The organism is Actinomyces sp. Z16, assembly GCF_003111765.1.
Classification (GTDB): domain Bacteria; phylum Actinomycetota; class Actinomycetes; order Actinomycetales; family Actinomycetaceae; genus Actinomyces; species Actinomyces glycerinitolerans.
The window spans coordinates 2,080,380-2,097,197 of the sequence record NZ_CP027862.1 but is presented as its reverse complement, the minus strand read 5'-3'; the positions used below and the strand labels follow the sequence as shown (position 1 = coordinate 2,097,197).

Below are 16,818 nucleotides of genomic sequence, written 5' to 3'. Positions count from 1 at the left end.
ACAGTGGCAGCAACTCCCTCGACGCTCGACCGCGTTATCAACCTCGCCAAGCGGCGTGGCTTCGTCTTCCCCTGCGGCGAGATCTACGGCGGCACTCGTTCGGCCTGGGACTACGGGCCGCTGGGCGTGGAGCTGAAGGAGAACATCAAGCGCCAGTGGTGGCAGTACATGGTGCGGTCCCGCGACGACGTCGTCGGCCTGGACTCCTCGGTCATCCTGCCGCGCGAGGTGTGGGTCGCCTCCGGCCACGTGGCCGCCTTCACCGACCCGTTGATCGAGTGCACCTCCTGCCACAAGCGGCTGCGCGAGGACGAGCTGCAGGAGGCCTACGCGGCCAAACACGGCATTGACAATCCCGACACCGTCACCCTGGACCAGCTCGTGTGCCCCAACTGCGGCACCCGCGGCGCCTTCACCGAGCCGAAGGCCTTCTCCGGCCTGCTCAAGACCTACCTCGGCCCGGTCGATGACGAGGCCGGCCTGCACTACCTGCGCCCCGAGACCGCCCAGGGCATCTTCATCAACTTCACCAACGTGATGACCGCCGCCCGCAAGAAGCCGCCCTTCGGCATCGGACAGGTCGGCAAGTCCTTCCGCAACGAGATCACGCCCGGCAACTTCATCTTCCGCACCCGCGAGTTCGAGCAGATGGAGCTGGAGTTCTTCGTCGAGCCCGGCACGGACGAGGAGTGGCACCAGTACTGGATCGACTACCGCAAGGCCTGGTACACGGACCTGGGCATCAGCGAGGACAACCTGCGCCTGTACGAGCACCCCAAGGAGAAGCTCTCCCACTACTCCAAGCGCACCGTCGACCTGGAGTACCGCTTCGGCTTCGCCGGCGGGGAGTGGGGCGAGCTGGAGGGCATCGCCAACCGCACCGACTTCGACCTGTCCACCCACGCCGATCACTCAGGCAAGGACCTGTCCTACTTCGACCAGGGGAAGAACGAGCGCTGGACCCCCTACGTGATCGAGCCGTCGGCGGGCCTGACCCGCTCGCTGATGGCCTTCCTGGTGGAGGCCTACACCGAGGACGAGGCGCCCAACACCAAGGGCGGCGTCGACAAGCGCGTGCTGCTGCGCCTGGACCCGCGCCTGGCCCCGGTCAAGGCCGCCGTGCTGCCGCTGAGCCGCAAGGAGGAACTGACCGGCCCGGCCCGCGAGCTCGCCGCCCGGCTGCGCCGCAACTGGAACGTCGAGTACGACGAGGCCGGCGCCGTCGGGCGCCGCTACCGCCGCCAGGACGAGGTCGGCACCCCCTTCTGCATCACCTACGACTTCGAGTCGCCCGAGGACGGTGCGGTGACGGTGCGCGAGCGCGACACCATGGCCCAGGAGCGCATCCCGCTCGAGGGCGTGGAGCGCTACCTCGCCGAGCGCCTGGTCGGCTGCTGAACAGTCCGCTGTTGGCCAACTAGATGCTGGCTGCCCGGCCGGCGCCTGATTGGCGTCTGGCCGGGCAGCGCGGCCGTTCCACGACCTTTGTGACATTGCACGACCCTGGTGTGTGTTCCACGACCCCCGGGTGGTCGTGCAACAGGCACCGAGGTCGTGCAACGCAGCCGGGGGTCGTGCTGTGCATGAGATGTGCCCGGCGTCGGCTCGGTTCGGGGAGCACGCGTGGGGCGACTGCGTTTAGCGTCGGCGCATTCCCAGCAGGGAGCCTTCGTGCAGCCCCGCTTCCAGCCTCGTACCCGGCCGCAGCAGATCACGGTTGGGTCTGAGCGAGGCGACAACCCCGGGCGGAAAGGCCGCGAGGATCTTGTCCGCCAGCGCGCGCAGATCGCGGAACTCTCCGTAAGTCACGCGTATGAATCGCCAGCCCATGGCCTGGATGGCGTCCTGGCGCAGTTTCTCCTGCCAGGCGTCCTCCCGGGTGTTGTACTTCATCCGGCCGTCAACCTCGATGACGATCCCGTGCTCGGGCCAGCACAGGTCGAGCCACCACATGTTCGCGCGGTCGCTCACCCGGTACTGCACTTGTGGCGGCGCAAGTCCGAGTACGAGAGTCAGCCAGCGCATGACGCTTTCGCCAGGAGAGTCGGCCAGCGGCGTCGCCGCCCCCAGTACTGCCCGTGCTTGTGCGACTCCGTGTCTGCGTGCGGACTGCTGAAGCCATTCTTGCCAAATGTCGCGGGCGCGTGCTTCGGCCTGCGCATCCAGGCTGCGGTTGTCGTGCTGTGTGCGACAGTACAGGCGCAGGGCCGCGTCGGCAATCGCCAGGGCATTGTGCGCGGGCTCGTCGAACGCACAGTCGAAGGCGGTACGTAAGACGGTGGTGACCGGCATCCCGCCGACCACGGTGATGTCTTTCTCCGGGAGGTCCAAGTGTCGGCGCCAGAGCATGATCTGTCGGCAGTAGAAGTCCTCGTTTGCGCTCGACCGCGGCGGTCCCGTGGGAGGCACGCTGATCAAGGGCAGCGGCGTGCCAACTCGCTTGGGCGTGCTGGGAACCGCCAGGTATACGTCCGGTTCCTGGGTCATCATTGGCAGGCCAAGTACAAGTGCGGCGGACGCGTGGGTGAGGCAGCGTGCGGAGCGGTGCGTTGTTTGCGCGGTTATGGCGCGTGCCAAGGCCAAGGTATAGCGGTGCTGCCAGCGCTTCGCCTCGGGGGCTGGAACCCAGTGAATGCCGGGAGCAAGCCGCAGCGCGGAGCGGGGGACCGTGACGCCGGCGCGGTCATGCCGACCGGTGTGAATCAGCACGGGAAACAGATCACGGTCGCGAGCTTGGTCAGGCGAGGCGGGCATGCCTCCAGCATTCGCCGAAGTCGGGTGCGATGACCACTACTCGCATCGTCGACTGTGGACAAGCGGTTGTCTGGGGTGCCGCTAATGGCACCTGTGGGTTTTGGTGCCTTGGTTGGCCAGCCTCCGCGGGAGTATTTCGGTGGTCCACCCTGTCCATACTCCTCGACCGCTGGTTGGTCTCGTTTTGCGGTGCCGCGGGCCTCTCACTGCACGACCTCGGTGACATTGCACGACCTCGGTGCCTGTTGCACGACCACCCGGGGGTCGTGCAACGCACCCGAAGGTCGTGCAACGCGGCCCGGGGTCGTGCAACGCGCCGGGGTGTATTTGGCCGGGGCATGAGCGGCTGGTCGGCGCACGCCTGCCGGCTCGTGCCGCCCGCGGTACCTCAAGCCGGCTCAAGCCGGGGCCGGCCGCCTCAGGGCGACGTGCCTGCGCGGTGCCTGCGGTTTCACACCGCCGGCGGGCATGATGGCGGCGTGAACGACGAGACGACGCCGACCGCCGCAGCGCCCGCCGACCCGCTCATCGACGGGCCGAGCAACGCGGACGCCGGGGAATCACCGACCGGGCGCGCCGATGGCGCCTCGGGCCCACACGCCTCGGGCCCACACGCCTCGAGCCCGCACGCCTCGAGCCCGCACGCCTCGGGCTCGCACACCTCGATCCCGCACGTATCCTCGGCGGCGCACAGCCACTCCGGCCCCCTCAACCTGGGGGCGGCCGAGGCCCGGCGGGTGCGCCTGATGCTGGCCGCCATCGTCGTGCCCCTGGTGGTGGCCACGCTTATCGGTCTGATCGTGCTGTGGCCGAGTGGGAACTCCCTGGTCGGTTCCCAGCCCTTCACCGCGGACGGCGCCACCCTCGAATCGGCCACCATCACCTCCCTGAACACCGCCGCCTGCGCCGACACCACCGGCGCGCTGGAGGGAGTGACCAACGACTCGCTGCTCGCCGACGCGGTGTGCGCGCGCATCACCTCCGGCGACGGCGCGGGTCTGGTCATGCCGGTGCACATCCCCGCCGAGTCTCTGGCCGCGGCCGACGTCGGCGACCGCCTGCAGGTGATGTACGCCCCCGCCGCGCTGGCCTCCGGCACCCCGTACGTGTTCGTCGACTACGCCCGCCAGGTGCCGGTGACCGCGCTGGCGGTGGTGTACCTGGTGCTCGTTGTCGCCGTCGCCGGCCGCAAGGGTGCCCTCAGCGTGCTGGGGCTGCTGCTGGCTACGGGCGTCCTGCTCGGCTTCATGATCCCGGCGCTGCTGGACCTGGCCTCACCCATGTGGGTGACGCTGGTGGGCGCCTCGGCGATGATGCTGCTGGCCGTCTACGTCGCCCACGGCATCTCCGTGCGCACCACCACCGCCCTGCTGGGCACCTTCGCCGGCGTGGTCATCACCGTCCTGCTGTCCCTGTGGGGCGTGGACGCCGCCAACCTGACCGGCGCCACCGACGAGACCGCCCTGACCCTGACCTCAATGGTGGGCGGCATCAACCTGCAGGCGCTGCTCACCTGCGGCATGGTGGTGGCGGCCCTGGGCGTGCTCAACGACGTCACCATCACCCAGGCCTCCGCCGTGTGGGAGCTGCACGCCGCCAACCCCGCGCTGGGCCGTGCCCGCTTGTTTACCGGCGGCATGCGGATCGGCCGTGACCACATCGCCTCCACCGTCTACACCCTCGCCTTCGCCTACGCCGGCACGGCCCTGCCGCTCATCCTGGCGGCCTCGCTGATCGACCGGCCCCTGGCCGCCACGCTGCTTTCGGGCGAGATCGCCGAGGAGGTCGTGCGCACCCTGGTGTCCTCCATCGGCCTGGTGCTGGCCATCCCGGCGACGACGGCGATCGCCGCCGCCCTGTGCCGCACCGGCGAGCCGGCCGCGACCGCCGAGGCCTGATCGGCACGACGCGGGCACCGGCCTTGAGCCGCATGCCGGAAGGGGACCGGGCGTGGCGCCTCGACTCGGCAAGGGACCGGGGGCGCCGCCTCGGCTCAACCGCCGGAGACGTCCAGTTCGGCCTCGGCCAGCAGCGCCCGATCCGCGGGTCCGAGGTAGGGGGAGTCCAGCCAGCCGTCGGGCAGGTGGGGGCGGCGCGGGCTGCCGGCCCGCCCCCGCGGACCCTCGGCCGCCGCCCCGGGAAGGGCACCTGCGCGGGCAGGCGCTCCCGCATCCGCGCCAGGGCCGCATCGAGGTCGGCGAGCGAGAACACGCGCATCAGCTCGGCGCGCGCCGCCCCGCCCACCGGGTAGCCCTTGAGGTACCAGCCGATGTGCTTGCGCAGATCGCGCACACCCCGGTCCTCGCCCAGCTCGGCCGCCAGCAGCCGCCCGTGCTCCTTGATCACGGCGATCACCGCGTCCAGGTCGGGTCGGGTGCGTTCCGCGCGACCATGCATGGCCGCCACGATGTCGGCAAACAACCACGGCCGCCCCTGGCAGCCGCGCCCCACGACGACGCCGTCGCAGCCGGTCGTCTCAAGCATGGCCACGGCGTCGTCCCCGCTCCAGATGTCGCCGTTGCCGAGCACCGGCAGGCTGGTGGCCTCCTTCAACCGGGCGATCTGCTCCCAGCTCGCCTTGCCCGCATAGTGCTGCCGGGCGGTACGCGCGTGCAGCGTCAGGGCGGCGATCCCGGCGTCCGCGGCCAGACGCGCCGCGTCCAGGAAGGTCTCGTGGTCGTCGTCAATCCCCAGCCGCATCTTCACCGTCACCGGCACCGCGCGCTGCCGGCCGGTGACGGCAACCGCACTCTCACTGGCCTGCACCGCCGCGCGCATGATCGCCTCCAGCAGGTCCCGCTTCCACGGCAGGGCGGCACCCCCGCCCTTGCGAGTCACCTTCGGCACGGGACAGCCGAAGTTCAGATCGATGTGGTCGGCCAGGTCCTCGGTCACCAGGATCCGCACCGCGGCCGCAACCGTGGCCGGATCCACCCCGTACAGCTGAATCGAACGCACCCGCTCGGCGGGGTCCGTACGCACCATCGCCAGGGTCTTGGCGTTGCGCTCCACCAGTGCGCGGGTGGTCACCATCTCGGTGACATACAGGCCCGCCGGTGCGGCCAGGCCGCCGGCGACGGTGGTAACCGGGCCCTCCTGTTGCGGACGCAGCGCCTCGGGCAGCGCCCGCTCCCCGTAGAGGCGGCACAGGCGCCTGAACGACGCGTTCGTCACTCCCGCCATGGGGGCTAGCACCACCGGCGTGGCGATCTCCAGCGGGCCGATATGCAGCGGCGCGGCCACGGCCGGCCCGGGCCGGGTGGCGGCGGGGGAGGAGCCAGGAGTGGGCGGACGGGTGGAGTCGGGTGAGGCGGTCACCGGCACATGCTGGCATATCCACGCCGTCGTCGCCGCCACGTGCAAGGCTGACGCCATGAGCGAGCAACCGGCCCCGCCCGTGGGCCTGCTGGACGGGCGCACCGTCCTCGTCACCGGCGTGCTGCGACCCGCCTCCATCGCCACCGCCATCGCCACCGCCGCCCGCGAACAGGGCGCACGCGTGGTGCTCACCGGCCACCCCCGCACGCTGTCGCTCACCCGGGCGGTCGCCCGCCGGCACGGCATCGACCTCGTGCTGCCGCTGGATGTCACCGACCCCGCCGACCTGGCCGAACTGGCGCCGCGGCTGCGGGCCGCCGGAGTGGGGCGGCTGGACGGCGTCGTACACGCCATCGCCCACGCCGACGCAGAGTTGCTCGGAACCCTGCTACCCGGCCCCGACGGCGACCCCGACGCCGCCCCCGCCACGGCCGGAGCCGGGCGCCAGCAGAGGCTGGCGGAGGCCTTCACCACCACGGCCGCCTCCCTGCCGGCCCTGGTTGACGCGGTACGCCCCCTACTCGCCCCACGCGCGGCGGTGGTGGCTCTCACCTTCGACACCTCCCACGTGCACTCCGGCTACGGCTGGATGGGGCCGCTCAAGGCCGCGCTGGAGGCGTGCGTGCGCAGTCTCGCCGTCGAACTCGGCCCGGCGGGCGTGCGCGTCAATGCGATCGGCGCAGGTCCCCTGTCCACTCCCGCTGCCGGTGCCATCCCCGGCCTGGACGCGTTGGCCCGGCATTGGGAGACCACGGCACCGCTGGGCTGGGACCACCGCGATGCGCGCCCCGTCGCCCGCACTGCCGTCGCGCTGCTGTCCGACTGGCTGCCGGCCACCACCGGCCAGGTCATCCGGGCCGACGGCGGCGCCACCCTGCCGCTGACGGTAGGGTAGCCGCGTGACGACTGACTCCTCCGGCAAGATCCTCGTGCTGGTTCGGCATTCGAAGGCGTCCCACAACGCCCCCACCGACCTGGAGCGCCCGCTCACCTCACGGGGGCGGCTGCTCGCCGACGAACTCGCCCACGCCCTGGAACGGCGGGTGCCGAGCCTCGACCTGCTGCTGGTATCCCCGGCCGCCCGCGCCCGCCAGACCGCCGGTCCCATGCGCGAGCGCATGAGCCCCGCACTCACCCGCGTGGAGCCCGAGATCTACCACGAGGGCCCCGGCGGCATCCTGCGACTGCTGCAGCCGCTGCCGGAGACGACCCGGCACGTGCTCGTCGTCGGCCACGAGCCGACCGTGTCGGTGCTGGCGCACATGCTGCACGACACCGTCGACGACCTGGCCAACCAGGTCTCCTTCGGCATCCCCACCGCCACGGCGCTCCTGCTGCAGGTACCGGTCAACTGGGCGGGGCTCGGCCCGCAGACCGCACACCTGAACGAAATCGTCACCGCCCCGCGCTGAGCCCGCCACTGCGCAGACCGGGGAGCGCGGCCGCCCGACCGAACTCGGCGGCCGCGGCATCGCAACGGCTTCAGAGCAGGTCCAGCACCGCGGTCAGGTCACGCACGTGCACGGCCGCGGGCGCGGACTCGGCAACCACCGGCTTGGCGCAGAACGCCACCCCCAGCCCCGCCTCGGCGATCATGCCCAGGTCGTTGGCGCCGTCGCCCATCGCCACGGTGCGGGTCATGGGCACGCCGTCGGCCTGCGCCCAGGCGTGCAGGCAGCGAATCTTCTCCTGGCGGTCCACGATGCGCCCCAGCACCCGGCCGGTGAGCACCCCGTCCGCCACCTCCAGCCGGTTGGCGGCCACATGGTCGATCCCGAGGCTGCTCGCCAGCGGGCACACCACCTCCTCGAAGCCGCCGGAGACGACCCCGACCCGGCAGCCGCGCGCATGCAGCGCCCCGATGAGCTCGCGCGCGCCCGGGGTCAGCCGCACCTCGCCGAGCACCTCGGCGAACACCGTCTCCGGAACTCCGGCCAGCGTCGCCACGCGCTCACGCAGGGAGGCGGCGAAGTCCAGCTCGCCGCGCATGGCCCGCGCGGTCACCTCGGCGACGCGCTCGCGGGTGCCCGCCCGCTCGGCGATCAGCTCGATCACCTCCTGCTCGATCAGGGTGGAGTCCACATCCATGACCAGCAGGCCGGGCCCCAGGGCGGCCAGCTCCCCGCTCGCATGGGCCCCGGACACGCGCGGCAGACCGGTCGACTGGGAGGACGGGGGCGTAGAGGCGTGCATGGCCAGGATGGTAGCCAACGCCGCCCCGCCGCATACGACGCCGCCCCGGGACCGTGAGGATCCCGGGGCGGCGGTCCGCATCAGGCCGCTGGGCGGCCACGCCGATCAGCGCACGACGCGCTGGCCCTTGGCGACGACGGTGATACCGGACTCGGTGACCGTGAAGCCGCGCTCGCGGTCGTGCTCGGGGTCGATGCCGACCATGGCGCCCTCCTCGACGACGACGTTCTTGTCCAGGATGGCGCGGTTGACGACCGTGTTGCGCCCGACGTTCACCCCATCCATCAGCACGGACTCGCGCACCGAGGACCAGGAGTTCACCCGCACCTCCGGCGAGAGCACGGAGGAGATGACCTCACCACCGGAGACGATCACGCCGGGGGAGACGATCGAGTCGACGGCGTGGCCCAGACGCTCGTGGTGCCCGTAGACGAACTTGGCCGGCGGCATGGCGTTGGTGTAGCCGGCATACAGCGGCCAGCGGTTGTTGTACAGGTTGAACACGGGGGTGACGCTGATCAGGTCCTGGTGGGCCTCGTAGAAGGCGTCGACGGTACCGACGTCGCGCCAGTAGTCGCGGTCGCGCTCGGTGGCCCCGGGGACCTCGTTGTCCTTGAAGTCGTAGACGCCGGCGGCGCCCTGGTTGACGAACCAGGGGACGATGTTGCCCCCCATGTCGTGCTTGGAGGAGTCGTCGGCCGCGTCGATCGTGACCGCCTCGGTCAGGGCGTCGGCGTTCATGATGTAGTTGCCCATGGAGGCCAGCACCTCATCGGGGGAGTCCGGCAGTCCCGGCGTCTCCTTGGGCTTCTCAACAAAGGCCTTGATCTTGCCGGGGGACTCCGGGGCGGACTCGATGATGCCGAACTGGTCGGCCAGTGAACGCGGCTGGCGGATGCCGGCGACGGTGCACGGCAGGCCGGAGGCGATGTGGTGGTCCAGCATCTGGGAGAAGTCCATGCGGTAGATGTTGTCCGCGCCGGTAATGACCACGTAGTCCGGCCGCTCGTCCTCAACCAGGTTCAGCGACTGGTAGATGGCGTCCGCCGAGCCGAGGAACCAGTGCTTGCCCACGCGCTGCTGTGCGGGCACCGGGGCGATGTAGTTGCCCAGCATGTCCGACATGCGCCAGGTCTTGGAGATGTGCCGGTCCAGTGAGTGCGACTTGTACTGGGTGAGTACAACCACCTTCAGGAATCCGGAGTTGATCATGTTGGACAGTGAGAAGTCGATCAGCCGGTAGATCCCGCCGAAGGGCACGGCGGGCTTGGCCCGATCGACCGTCAGCGGCATCAGGCGCTTGCCTTCACCGCCGGCGAGGATGATTGCGAGGACGCGAGGAGAAGCCATGGGGCCACCTTACGGTGATTTTCGTCATCTTGGGAGGGGATTCGAGCGACTGAATCGGACGATCTCCCCGTGGCGGAAAAGCCGCGCGGTGAACCCCGGTCGGCGATACTGTGTGACGTGCGACAATGCCCGCCGGATGTGCACGGGTGCACGACCAAGAAGGAGAGCGCTGTGACCGAAGACACCAACACCAGTGACGGACTGAGAGTCGACCTGCTGACCAAGGAGTATCCGCCCTTCATCTACGGCGGTGCCGGCGTGCACGTCAACGAGCTCGCCAAGGTGCTGCGGCCGCTCGCGGACGTGCGCGTGCACGCCTTCGGCGGCCCCCGCGAGCCCGGCACCGAGGGCGCCGACGCGGGCGTGACCGGCTACCCGGAGGTGGCCGAACTCGAGGGCGCCAACGCCGCCCTGCGCACCTTCGGCGTGGACCTGGAAATGGTCCCCGGAGTGGAGGGCGCCGACATCGTCCACTCCCACACCTGGTACGCCAACCTCGCCGGCCACCTGGCCGGCCTGCTCTACGGCATCCCGCACGTGCTGTCCGCGCACTCCCTGGAGCCCATGCGCCCCTGGAAGGCCGAGCAGCTCGGCGGCGGCTACGCCCTGTCCTCCTGGGCGGAGCGTCAGGCCTACGAGGGCGCCTCCGCGATCATCGCCGTGTCCAACGGCATGCGCGCCGACATCCTGAAGTCCTACCCGAACGTCGACCCCGAACGCGTCAAGGTGGTCCACAACGGTATCGACCTGGCCGGCTGGGCCCGCCCCGACGACGCCGAGTTTGAAGCGCTGGCGGCGGACGTCCGCGCCCGCTACGGCATCGACACCTCCCGCCCCACCGTCGTCTTCGTCGGCCGCATCACCCGGCAGAAGGGGCTGCCGCACCTGCTGCGCGCGGTGGAGAAGCTGCCCGAGCAGGTTCAGGTGATCCTGTGCGCCGGCGCTCCCGACACGCCCGAGATCAAGGCCGAGGTGGACACCGCCGTCGCCGCCCTGCAGGGGCAGCGCACCGGTGTGATCATGGTCGAGGAGATGCTCCCGCACCGCGAACTGCAGGCCGTGCTGGCCGCCTCCGACGTGTTCGTCTGCCCCTCGGTGTACGAGCCCCTGGGCATCGTGAACCTCGAGGCCATGGCCATGGGGCTGCCCGTGGTCGGCTCGGCCACCGGCGGCATCCCGGACGTGATCGTCGACGGCGAGACCGGCTACCTGGTTCCGATCGAGCAGCTGCAGGACGGCACCGGTACCCCCATCCACCCCGAGCAGTTCGCCACCGACCTGGCCGACCGGCTGACCGAGCTGGTCATGGACGCCGACAAGGCGCAGCAGATGGGTGCGGCCGCCCGCAAGCGGGTGGAGGAGCACTTCTCCTGGACCGCGATCGCCGACCGCACCATGGAGGTCTACCGTTGGGCGCTGTCCAACCCGCGGTGATGACGCCGACTGCGCGATGAGCGGTGAGCGATGGCGGCGGTACCTCGGGGTGCCGCCGCCATCGGTTTCTTGGTGCGCGGGAGACGGTAATGATTCGCCCTTGCGAGGGGGCGGGGCGAGGACTACATTAGTTGTATCGATCAACCAATCTGTTGGCGTGTCTGACGGGTCAAGGATGACGCCGTCACCGTGAGGAGCATCATGACCACCCCCTTCGATCAGTCCGTTAAAGCCGTCCGCGACGGAGCCGACCCCTTCGTCGAGGCCGCCGGCCTCTATGACCGACTCACTGCCGATGAGAGGCTGGGGCTCCTCGACGGCGACGTGCCGTTCTGGCAGGGCATGGCCGATATGATGCAGGTCGGCTACAACTCCGCCCCCTACGTTCACGGAGCCGTCGAGCGGCTGGGAATCCCCGGCACGCGCTTCGTCGACGGCCCACGCGGCTGCGTCAGCGGCCGCGGCACCGCCTTCCCCGTGTCCATGGCCCGCGGAGCGACCTGGGACGTGGACCTTGAGGAGCGTGTGGGTGAGGCAATCGGCACCGAGGTGCGCGCCATAGGCGGCAATTTCTTCGGCGGCGTGTGCATCAACCTGCCCCGGCACCCCGCCTGGGGACGAATCCAGGAGACCTACGGCGAGGACACCTGCATCCTGGGGGAGATGGGCGCCGCACTGACGCGGGGAATCCAGCGCTACGCCATGGCCTGCGCCAAGCACTACGCACTCAATTCCATGGAGAACAAGCGATTCCAGGTCGACGTCACCATCGACGACGCCAGCCTGCACGAGCAGTATCTGGCCCACTTCAAGCGGGTGGCCGATGAGGGGGTGGCCGCCATCATGAGCGCCTACAACTCCGTCAACGGGCAGTGGGCCGGACAGAACCGGAAGCTGCTCACCGAGGTGCTACGTGACCAGTGGGGCTGGGACGGCATCACCGTCTCCGACTTCATCTGGGGCCTGCGAGACGCGGCGACCTCGCTCAACAACGGACTCGACCTCGAAGAGCCCTTCGCGCAGCAGCGCGCCGAGCACCTGGGCCGGCAGCTCGACAGCGGCGAGACCAGTTGGGAGATGGTGCGGCGCGCGGGCCTGCGGCTGCTGGCGGCCCAGTTGCGCTCCTACGCCCTGCGTGAGGACGTCCCCGAGGACGACTCCCTGCTCGCCGCCGAAGCGCACCGCGCCCTCGCCCGCGAGGCCGCGGTACGCGCCATGACCCTACTCAAGAACGAGGCCATAGACGGCGACCCGATTCTGCCGCTGTCGTCGCGTCTGGACACGATCGCCGTGATCGGGCGGCTGGCAACGGCCGAGAACATGGGTGACTCGGGCTCCTCCATGGTCCATCCGCCCAGCCATGTCACGCCCGTCGACGGCATCCGCTCCGCCTGCCCCAACGCCCGCATCCTGCTCGTCGAGGATGATGACCCGCAGGCGGCCGCCAGAGCCGCCTCCCAGGCGGACGTGGCCATCGTCGTCGCCGGCTTCGACAAGCACGACGAGGGCGAGTGGGTTGGCGGCGACACTATGCACGACCCGGTACTGTTCGATCTCTTCCCCCCACTGCCCGAAGGCGCGCAGGCACCGACCGGGGAGGCCAACGCCGTGATGACCGCCGGCTATGGGGGCGACCGTTCCCGTCTGACCCTGCGTGAGGTCGATGAGGAGATCATCAGGGCCGTTGCTGCCGCCAACCCGCGTACGGTGGTTGTACTGGTCGGCGCCGGCCCCATCATGATGGAGAATTGGCGCCACGAGGCTCCTGCCATCGTCATGATGTGGTACGCGGGCATGGAGGGCGGCCACGCGCTCGCCGACATCCTCCTCGGCAGGGCCAACCCGTCAGGGCGCCTGCCCTTCTCCATTCCCACGAGCGAGGCTCATCTGCCGGACTTCGATCGTGACTGGACCACGGTCACCTACGACCGATGGCACGGGCAGCGGTTGCTGGATCGCCTCGGCGTCGAGGCGGCATTCCCGCTCGGCTGGGGGCTGTCCTACACCCGCTATCGGCTCGAGGCGGCTGAGATCGCCGCCTCCACCGGCACGGGGGCGGAACGCGTACTCACCGTCAGGTCCCGCGTGGCCAACACCGGTGCTCGCGATGGCATCCAGGTCGTCCAGGTGTACGGGCGCGGAGGCACTCACGCCGACGAGACCCAGCTCCTCGGCTTCGCCACGGTGGCGGTCCCGGCGGGAAGGACGGCGGAGGTGGACGTCCCAGTGCGTCTCACGCAGCTGGGCGCCTGGGACCCGCTGGTCAAGCGGATTGCCCTGGCCGACGGACCGGTTGAACTCGACGTTTGCTTCCACGCGCACGATGCCGAGGCGATCACCCTGCGCGCTTGAGCACCGGCCGGTTCAGTGCGCCCACCACTCGGTGGCGGCGGCAACCCCCTGGCGGGCGGTGGCCAGCAGCGGCCGCAGGATGGCGGCGCGCCGCTCGGCCTGCAGCGCCGTCGCCGCCGCGCCGTCGTCCTGCAGGGCCAGGGTGCAGATCGCCCGCAGCCGCAGAGAACGCTCCAGCAGGGTGCGGCGGCGGGCGTCCAGGCCGGGCGGCAGCAACCGCGGGTCGAGCACGGCGGTGACGACGTCGTTGAGCGTGTCGGCCAGTTCGGGGCGCTCGCGGGCCAGATCCAACTTGATCAGCGCGTCGATCGCCGCCTCGGTGGCCCGGTGTACGTCGCGCCGCGCCTGGGAGGCGTCCAGCGGCGGCAGCGGCGCCGTCATCTCCTCCACCTGCCAGGCCACCGATGCGCCCGCGACCCACGGCACCAGCAGCACGTGCCTACCAGTGACCGCCTCGAGGACCACGCCCTCGCCGACCTCGATGGCGGCGGCCAGACCCGGCAGTGGGTCCGCGGGGGAGGGCAGCACCGCGCTCGCCCGCGCGAGCGGGCCGAAGTCGGCCACCCACTGCTCCAGGGGCAGGCGTCCCAGTCCCCACGGGGAGGCGCCGTCGAGGGCCTCATGCACGCCGTCTGGGCCTTGCACCACCGCCCGCCCCTGGGAGGAGGGCAGCGGCGCCCACAGGGCCAGCAGGACGGAGACGGGCAGTGCAAGCGGATCCATGTCGCCGCACCTTAGCGCCAAATGGTGGGCGGCCGCAGTGGCGCGCAGGATAGGCTGAGCCCATGACCAGCGTGCTCCGTTTCGACGACGTCTCGCTCCACCGCGGCACCACCCAGATCCTCTCCCACGTGAATTGGCACGTGGAGGAGGGGCAGCACTGGGTGTTGGTGGGCCCGAACGGAGCCGGGAAGACCACCATCTCCCGCATCGCCTCGGCCAGGCTGTTCCCCTCCGCGGGCGCGGTGGACATCCTCGGGGAGCGGCTGGGGCGCGTCGACGTGTCCGAGCTGCGGCCCCGCATCGGCCTGGCCTCCTCGGCCCTGGCCGGCCGAGTCCTGGGCAGTGAGACGGCGCTGTCGGTGGTGCTGTCCGCCTCCTATGGCTCCATCGGCGTGTGGCGCGAGGAGTACGACGACTTCGACGTCGAACGCGCCCGCGCGCTGCTGGCCGCCCTCGACGCCGGTCACCTCGCGGAACGGACCTGGGCGAATCTGTCCTCAGGAGAGCGCAAGCGCATTGAGCTCGCCCGCGCCCTCATGCCGGACCCGGAGCTGCTGATCCTGGACGAGCCCGCCTCCGGCCTGGACCTGGCCGGACGCGAGCAGCTGCTGGCGGCGCTGACCGAGATCCTGGCCGCCCCGGGCGCCCCGTCGATGCTGCTGGTCACCCACCACCTGGAGGAGATACCCGTAGGCTTCACCCACGGCCTCGCACTGCGCGGTGGCCGGGCCGTGGCCGCCGGGCCGCTGGACACGGTGCTGACCGGTGAGGTCGTCACCACCACCTTCGGTCTCCCGCTGGAGATCACCAAGGACCGCGGTCGCTATACCGCCCGCGGCGCCTGAATCCTTTACGTCAGTCCCGCCCCGATTCGCCGGGGCACACATAACCAGAGGAGGACCCGATGATTTGGCTTTGGTGGATCGGAGCCGCCCTCGTGCTCGGCGTCATCGAGACGGCGACGGCGGACCTGACCTTCCTCATGCTCGCCGGCGGCGCGCTCGGCGGCGCCCTGGCGGCCGCCCTGGGCGCCCAGGTTTGGGTACAGGCGATTGTCTTCGCAGTGGTGGCGGCGCTGCTGCTGCTCGCGGTGCGGCCCTGGGCCAAGCGGCACCTGGCGGCGACCACCCCGCAGATGCGCACCAACGCCGAGGCGCGCATCGGCCGCAGCGCGACCGCCCTGACGGTGATCGATGCGCGCGACGGGCGCATCAACCTGGACGGCGAGGAGTGGAGCGCCCGCCTGGCCGACACCCCGGAGGCCTACGGCTCCAACACCGCCGCGCACGTCGACCCCGGGGCGGGCGTGCGCGTAGTCGCCATTGACGGCGCCGTCGCCGTCGTCGTCCCGCAGTAGCAAGCCACCGAACCCGGCGCAGCCGGTAACGATTTGCCGCATAGTCGCGTAAGCTGCCGCTCACAACCGACCGAAAGGGCCAACAGTGCTAGAGACCGCGATCCTCGTCATCCTTGTACTGATACTGCTGCTGGTGATCGTCGCCCTGTTCCGGGCGGTGCAGATCGTCCCGCAGTCCTACGCGATCATCGTCGAGCGGCTGGGCAAGTTCCAGGCCGAATACGGCGCCGGCATGCACCTGTTGGTGCCCTTCATCGACCGGGTGCGCACCACCGTGGACCTGCGCGAGCAGGTGGTCTCCTTCCCACCGCAGCCGGTGATCACCTCCGACAACCTGGTTGTGTCCATCGACTCGGTCATCTACTACCAGGTCACCGACCCCAAGCGCGCCACCTACGAGATCGCCAACTACCTGCAGGCCATCGAGCAGCTGACCGTCACCACCCTGCGTAACGTCATCGGCGCCATGGACCTGGAGCAGACCCTGACCAGCCGCGACCAGATCAACGGCCAGCTGCGCGGCGTCCTGGACCAGGCCACCGGCCGCTGGGGCATCCGCGTGTCCAACGTGGAGCTGAAGTCCATCGACCCGCCCGCCTCCATCCAGGGCGCCATGGAGCAGCAGATGCGCGCCGAGCGCGACCGCCGCGCCGCCATCCTGACCGCGGAGGGCGTCAAGCAGTCCCAGATCCTCACCGCCGAGGGTGACAAGCAGTCCGCGATTCTGCGGGCCGAGGGTCAGGCCCAGTCCGCCATCCTCAAGGCGCAGGGTGAGTCCCGCGCCATCCTGCAGGTCTTCGACGCCATCCACCGCGGCAACGCCGACCCCAAGCTGCTGGCCTACCAGTACCTGCAGACCCTCCCGAAGATCGCCAACGGCTCCTCCTCGAAGATGTGGATCGTGCCCACCGAGTTCACCGCCGCGCTGGACGGCATCGCCGGCGCCCTGGGCGGCAAGTCCGCCGCCGGCGGCCCCGGCTCGGCCGCCTTCACCACCGGCACCGACGACGACGTGAAGGTGGACGTCTCCGGCATGGAGTCCAGCCTGGACATCGCCGGCGACCTCGCCGAAACCAGCCTGCAGGCCCCCGAGGAGGCACTCGCCCAGGCCCGCGGTGAGGCCGCCTCCGCCTCCCAGGAGGCCGAGGCCGCAGACACGTCCGCGCCTGCACAGCAGCCCCCTGCCACCGCCGCCCCCGAGGCCGGAGCGGACCCTGCCACGGCGACACCGCCCACCTCGGGCCGCCACGCCGAGGCGCCGGCCTCCGACGACGACGTGCCGCCGTCGATTCCGCCGTCGGGCCGGGGCGCGTGAGACGCGCCCCAACCCTGTGCCG

13 protein-coding genes and 1 pseudogene are annotated in these 16,818 nt (G+C 70.6%); 9 read left to right on the top strand and 5 right to left on the bottom strand.

Annotation, left to right across the window (positions count from 1 at the left end; genetic code table 11):
- Nucleotides 1-3: 3 nt before the first annotated feature.
- The gene (locus tag C3B71_RS08680; protein WP_108967428.1) at nt 4-1,398 is read left to right on the top strand and encodes a glycine--tRNA ligase; all 1,395 of its coding nucleotides are present in this window, start codon (nt 4-6) and stop codon (nt 1,396-1,398) included.
- A 240-nt stretch (nt 1,399-1,638) separates the two neighbouring features.
- On the opposite strand, the gene C3B71_RS08675 is transcribed toward C3B71_RS08680, so the two are convergent.
- Complete coding sequence (locus tag C3B71_RS08675) at nt 1,639-2,754, bottom strand: hypothetical protein (RefSeq protein ID WP_108967426.1); 1,116 nt, start codon at nt 2,752-2,754, stop codon at nt 1,639-1,641.
- 479 nt (nt 2,755-3,233) lie between these two features.
- Here C3B71_RS08675 and C3B71_RS08670 point away from each other — a divergent pair, with 479 nt between their 5' ends.
- Nucleotides 3,234-4,652 carry a YibE/F family protein gene (locus tag C3B71_RS08670; RefSeq protein WP_396027145.1) on the top strand — a complete coding sequence of 473 codons (1,419 nt, stop codon included), beginning with the start codon at nt 3,234-3,236 and terminating at the stop codon, nt 4,650-4,652.
- 95 nt (nt 4,653-4,747) lie between these two features.
- On the opposite strand, the pseudogene dusB reads toward C3B71_RS08670, so the two are convergent.
- A pseudogene (gene dusB / locus C3B71_RS08665) lies at nt 4,748-5,937 on the bottom strand (tRNA dihydrouridine synthase DusB).
- A gap of 190 nt (nt 5,938-6,127) precedes the next feature.
- On the opposite strand from dusB, the gene C3B71_RS08660 reads away from it, so the two are divergent.
- Both C3B71_RS08660 and C3B71_RS08655 read left to right on the top strand, forming a co-directional pair.
- Complete coding sequence (locus C3B71_RS08660; protein ID WP_108969735.1) at nt 6,128-6,967, top strand: SDR family oxidoreductase; 840 nt, start codon at nt 6,128-6,130, stop codon at nt 6,965-6,967.
- A gap of 4 nt (nt 6,968-6,971) precedes the next feature.
- Complete coding sequence (locus tag C3B71_RS08655) at nt 6,972-7,484, top strand: SixA phosphatase family protein (protein ID WP_073331580.1); 513 nt, start codon at nt 6,972-6,974, stop codon at nt 7,482-7,484.
- A 70-nt stretch (nt 7,485-7,554) separates the two neighbouring features.
- Here the strand turns inward: C3B71_RS08655 and serB are convergent, their stop codons facing one another.
- Nucleotides 7,555-8,265, bottom strand: coding sequence for a phosphoserine phosphatase SerB (gene serB / locus C3B71_RS08650; protein WP_108969733.1), 711 nt, complete (start codon nt 8,263-8,265; stop codon nt 7,555-7,557).
- A gap of 105 nt (nt 8,266-8,370) precedes the next feature.
- Nucleotides 8,371-9,615 carry a glucose-1-phosphate adenylyltransferase gene (gene glgC, locus C3B71_RS08645; protein WP_073331583.1) on the bottom strand — a complete coding sequence of 415 codons (1,245 nt, stop codon included), beginning with the start codon at nt 9,613-9,615 and terminating at the stop codon, nt 8,371-8,373.
- A gap of 201 nt (nt 9,616-9,816) precedes the next feature.
- Here glgC and glgA point away from each other — a divergent pair, with 201 nt between their 5' ends.
- Nucleotides 9,817-11,049, top strand: a complete 1,233-nt coding sequence (gene glgA / locus C3B71_RS08640; protein WP_108969731.1) for a glycogen synthase — start codon at nt 9,817-9,819, stop codon at nt 11,047-11,049.
- Nucleotides 11,050-11,250: 201 nt separating this feature from the next.
- A complete protein-coding gene (locus C3B71_RS08635) occupies nt 11,251-13,401 on the top strand; it encodes a glycoside hydrolase family 3 protein (protein WP_108967424.1) in 2,151 nt (716 codons plus the stop codon).
- Nucleotides 13,402-13,413: 12 nt separating this feature from the next.
- Here C3B71_RS08635 and C3B71_RS08630 read toward each other — a convergent pair whose 3' ends face one another.
- Nucleotides 13,414-14,124 (bottom strand): hypothetical protein, encoded by a 711-nt coding sequence (locus C3B71_RS08630; RefSeq protein ID WP_108967422.1) that lies wholly within the window; start codon nt 14,122-14,124, stop codon nt 13,414-13,416.
- 62 nt (nt 14,125-14,186) lie between these two features.
- Here C3B71_RS08630 and C3B71_RS08625 point away from each other — a divergent pair, with 62 nt between their 5' ends.
- The 3 genes from C3B71_RS08625 (at nt 14,187) to C3B71_RS08615 (ending at nt 16,796) form a co-directional block, all read left to right on the top strand.
- Complete coding sequence (locus tag C3B71_RS08625; protein ID WP_073331589.1) at nt 14,187-14,969, top strand: ABC transporter ATP-binding protein; 783 nt, start codon at nt 14,187-14,189, stop codon at nt 14,967-14,969.
- A 59-nt stretch (nt 14,970-15,028) separates the two neighbouring features.
- Nucleotides 15,029-15,481, top strand: coding sequence for an NfeD family protein (locus tag C3B71_RS08620; RefSeq protein WP_073331592.1), 453 nt, complete (start codon nt 15,029-15,031; stop codon nt 15,479-15,481).
- 85 nt (nt 15,482-15,566) lie between these two features.
- A complete protein-coding gene (locus C3B71_RS08615) occupies nt 15,567-16,796 on the top strand; it encodes an SPFH domain-containing protein (RefSeq protein WP_108967420.1) in 1,230 nt (409 codons plus the stop codon).
- The last annotated feature ends 22 nt before the right edge of the window (nt 16,797-16,818 follow it).

What these genes read in the sequence shown, in the direction of transcription:
- glgC (WP_073331583.1), bottom strand. Translation starts at nt 9,615, where the DNA reads ATGGCTTCTCCTCGCGTCCTCGCAATCATCCTCGCCGGCGGTGAAGGC.
- C3B71_RS08625 (WP_073331589.1), top strand. Translation starts at nt 14,187, where the DNA reads ATGACCAGCGTGCTCCGTTTCGACGACGTCTCGCTCCACCGCGGCACC.
- serB (WP_108969733.1), bottom strand. Translation starts at nt 8,265, where the DNA reads ATGCACGCCTCTACGCCCCCGTCCTCCCAGTCGACCGGTCTGCCGCGC.
- C3B71_RS08620 (WP_073331592.1), top strand. Translation starts at nt 15,029, where the DNA reads ATGATTTGGCTTTGGTGGATCGGAGCCGCCCTCGTGCTCGGCGTCATC.
- C3B71_RS08630 (WP_108967422.1), bottom strand. Translation starts at nt 14,124, where the DNA reads ATGGATCCGCTTGCACTGCCCGTCTCCGTCCTGCTGGCCCTGTGGGCG.
- C3B71_RS08660 (WP_108969735.1), top strand. Translation starts at nt 6,128, where the DNA reads ATGAGCGAGCAACCGGCCCCGCCCGTGGGCCTGCTGGACGGGCGCACC.
- C3B71_RS08635 (WP_108967424.1), top strand. Translation starts at nt 11,251, where the DNA reads ATGACCACCCCCTTCGATCAGTCCGTTAAAGCCGTCCGCGACGGAGCC.
- C3B71_RS08675 (WP_108967426.1), bottom strand. Translation starts at nt 2,754, where the DNA reads ATGCCCGCCTCGCCTGACCAAGCTCGCGACCGTGATCTGTTTCCCGTG.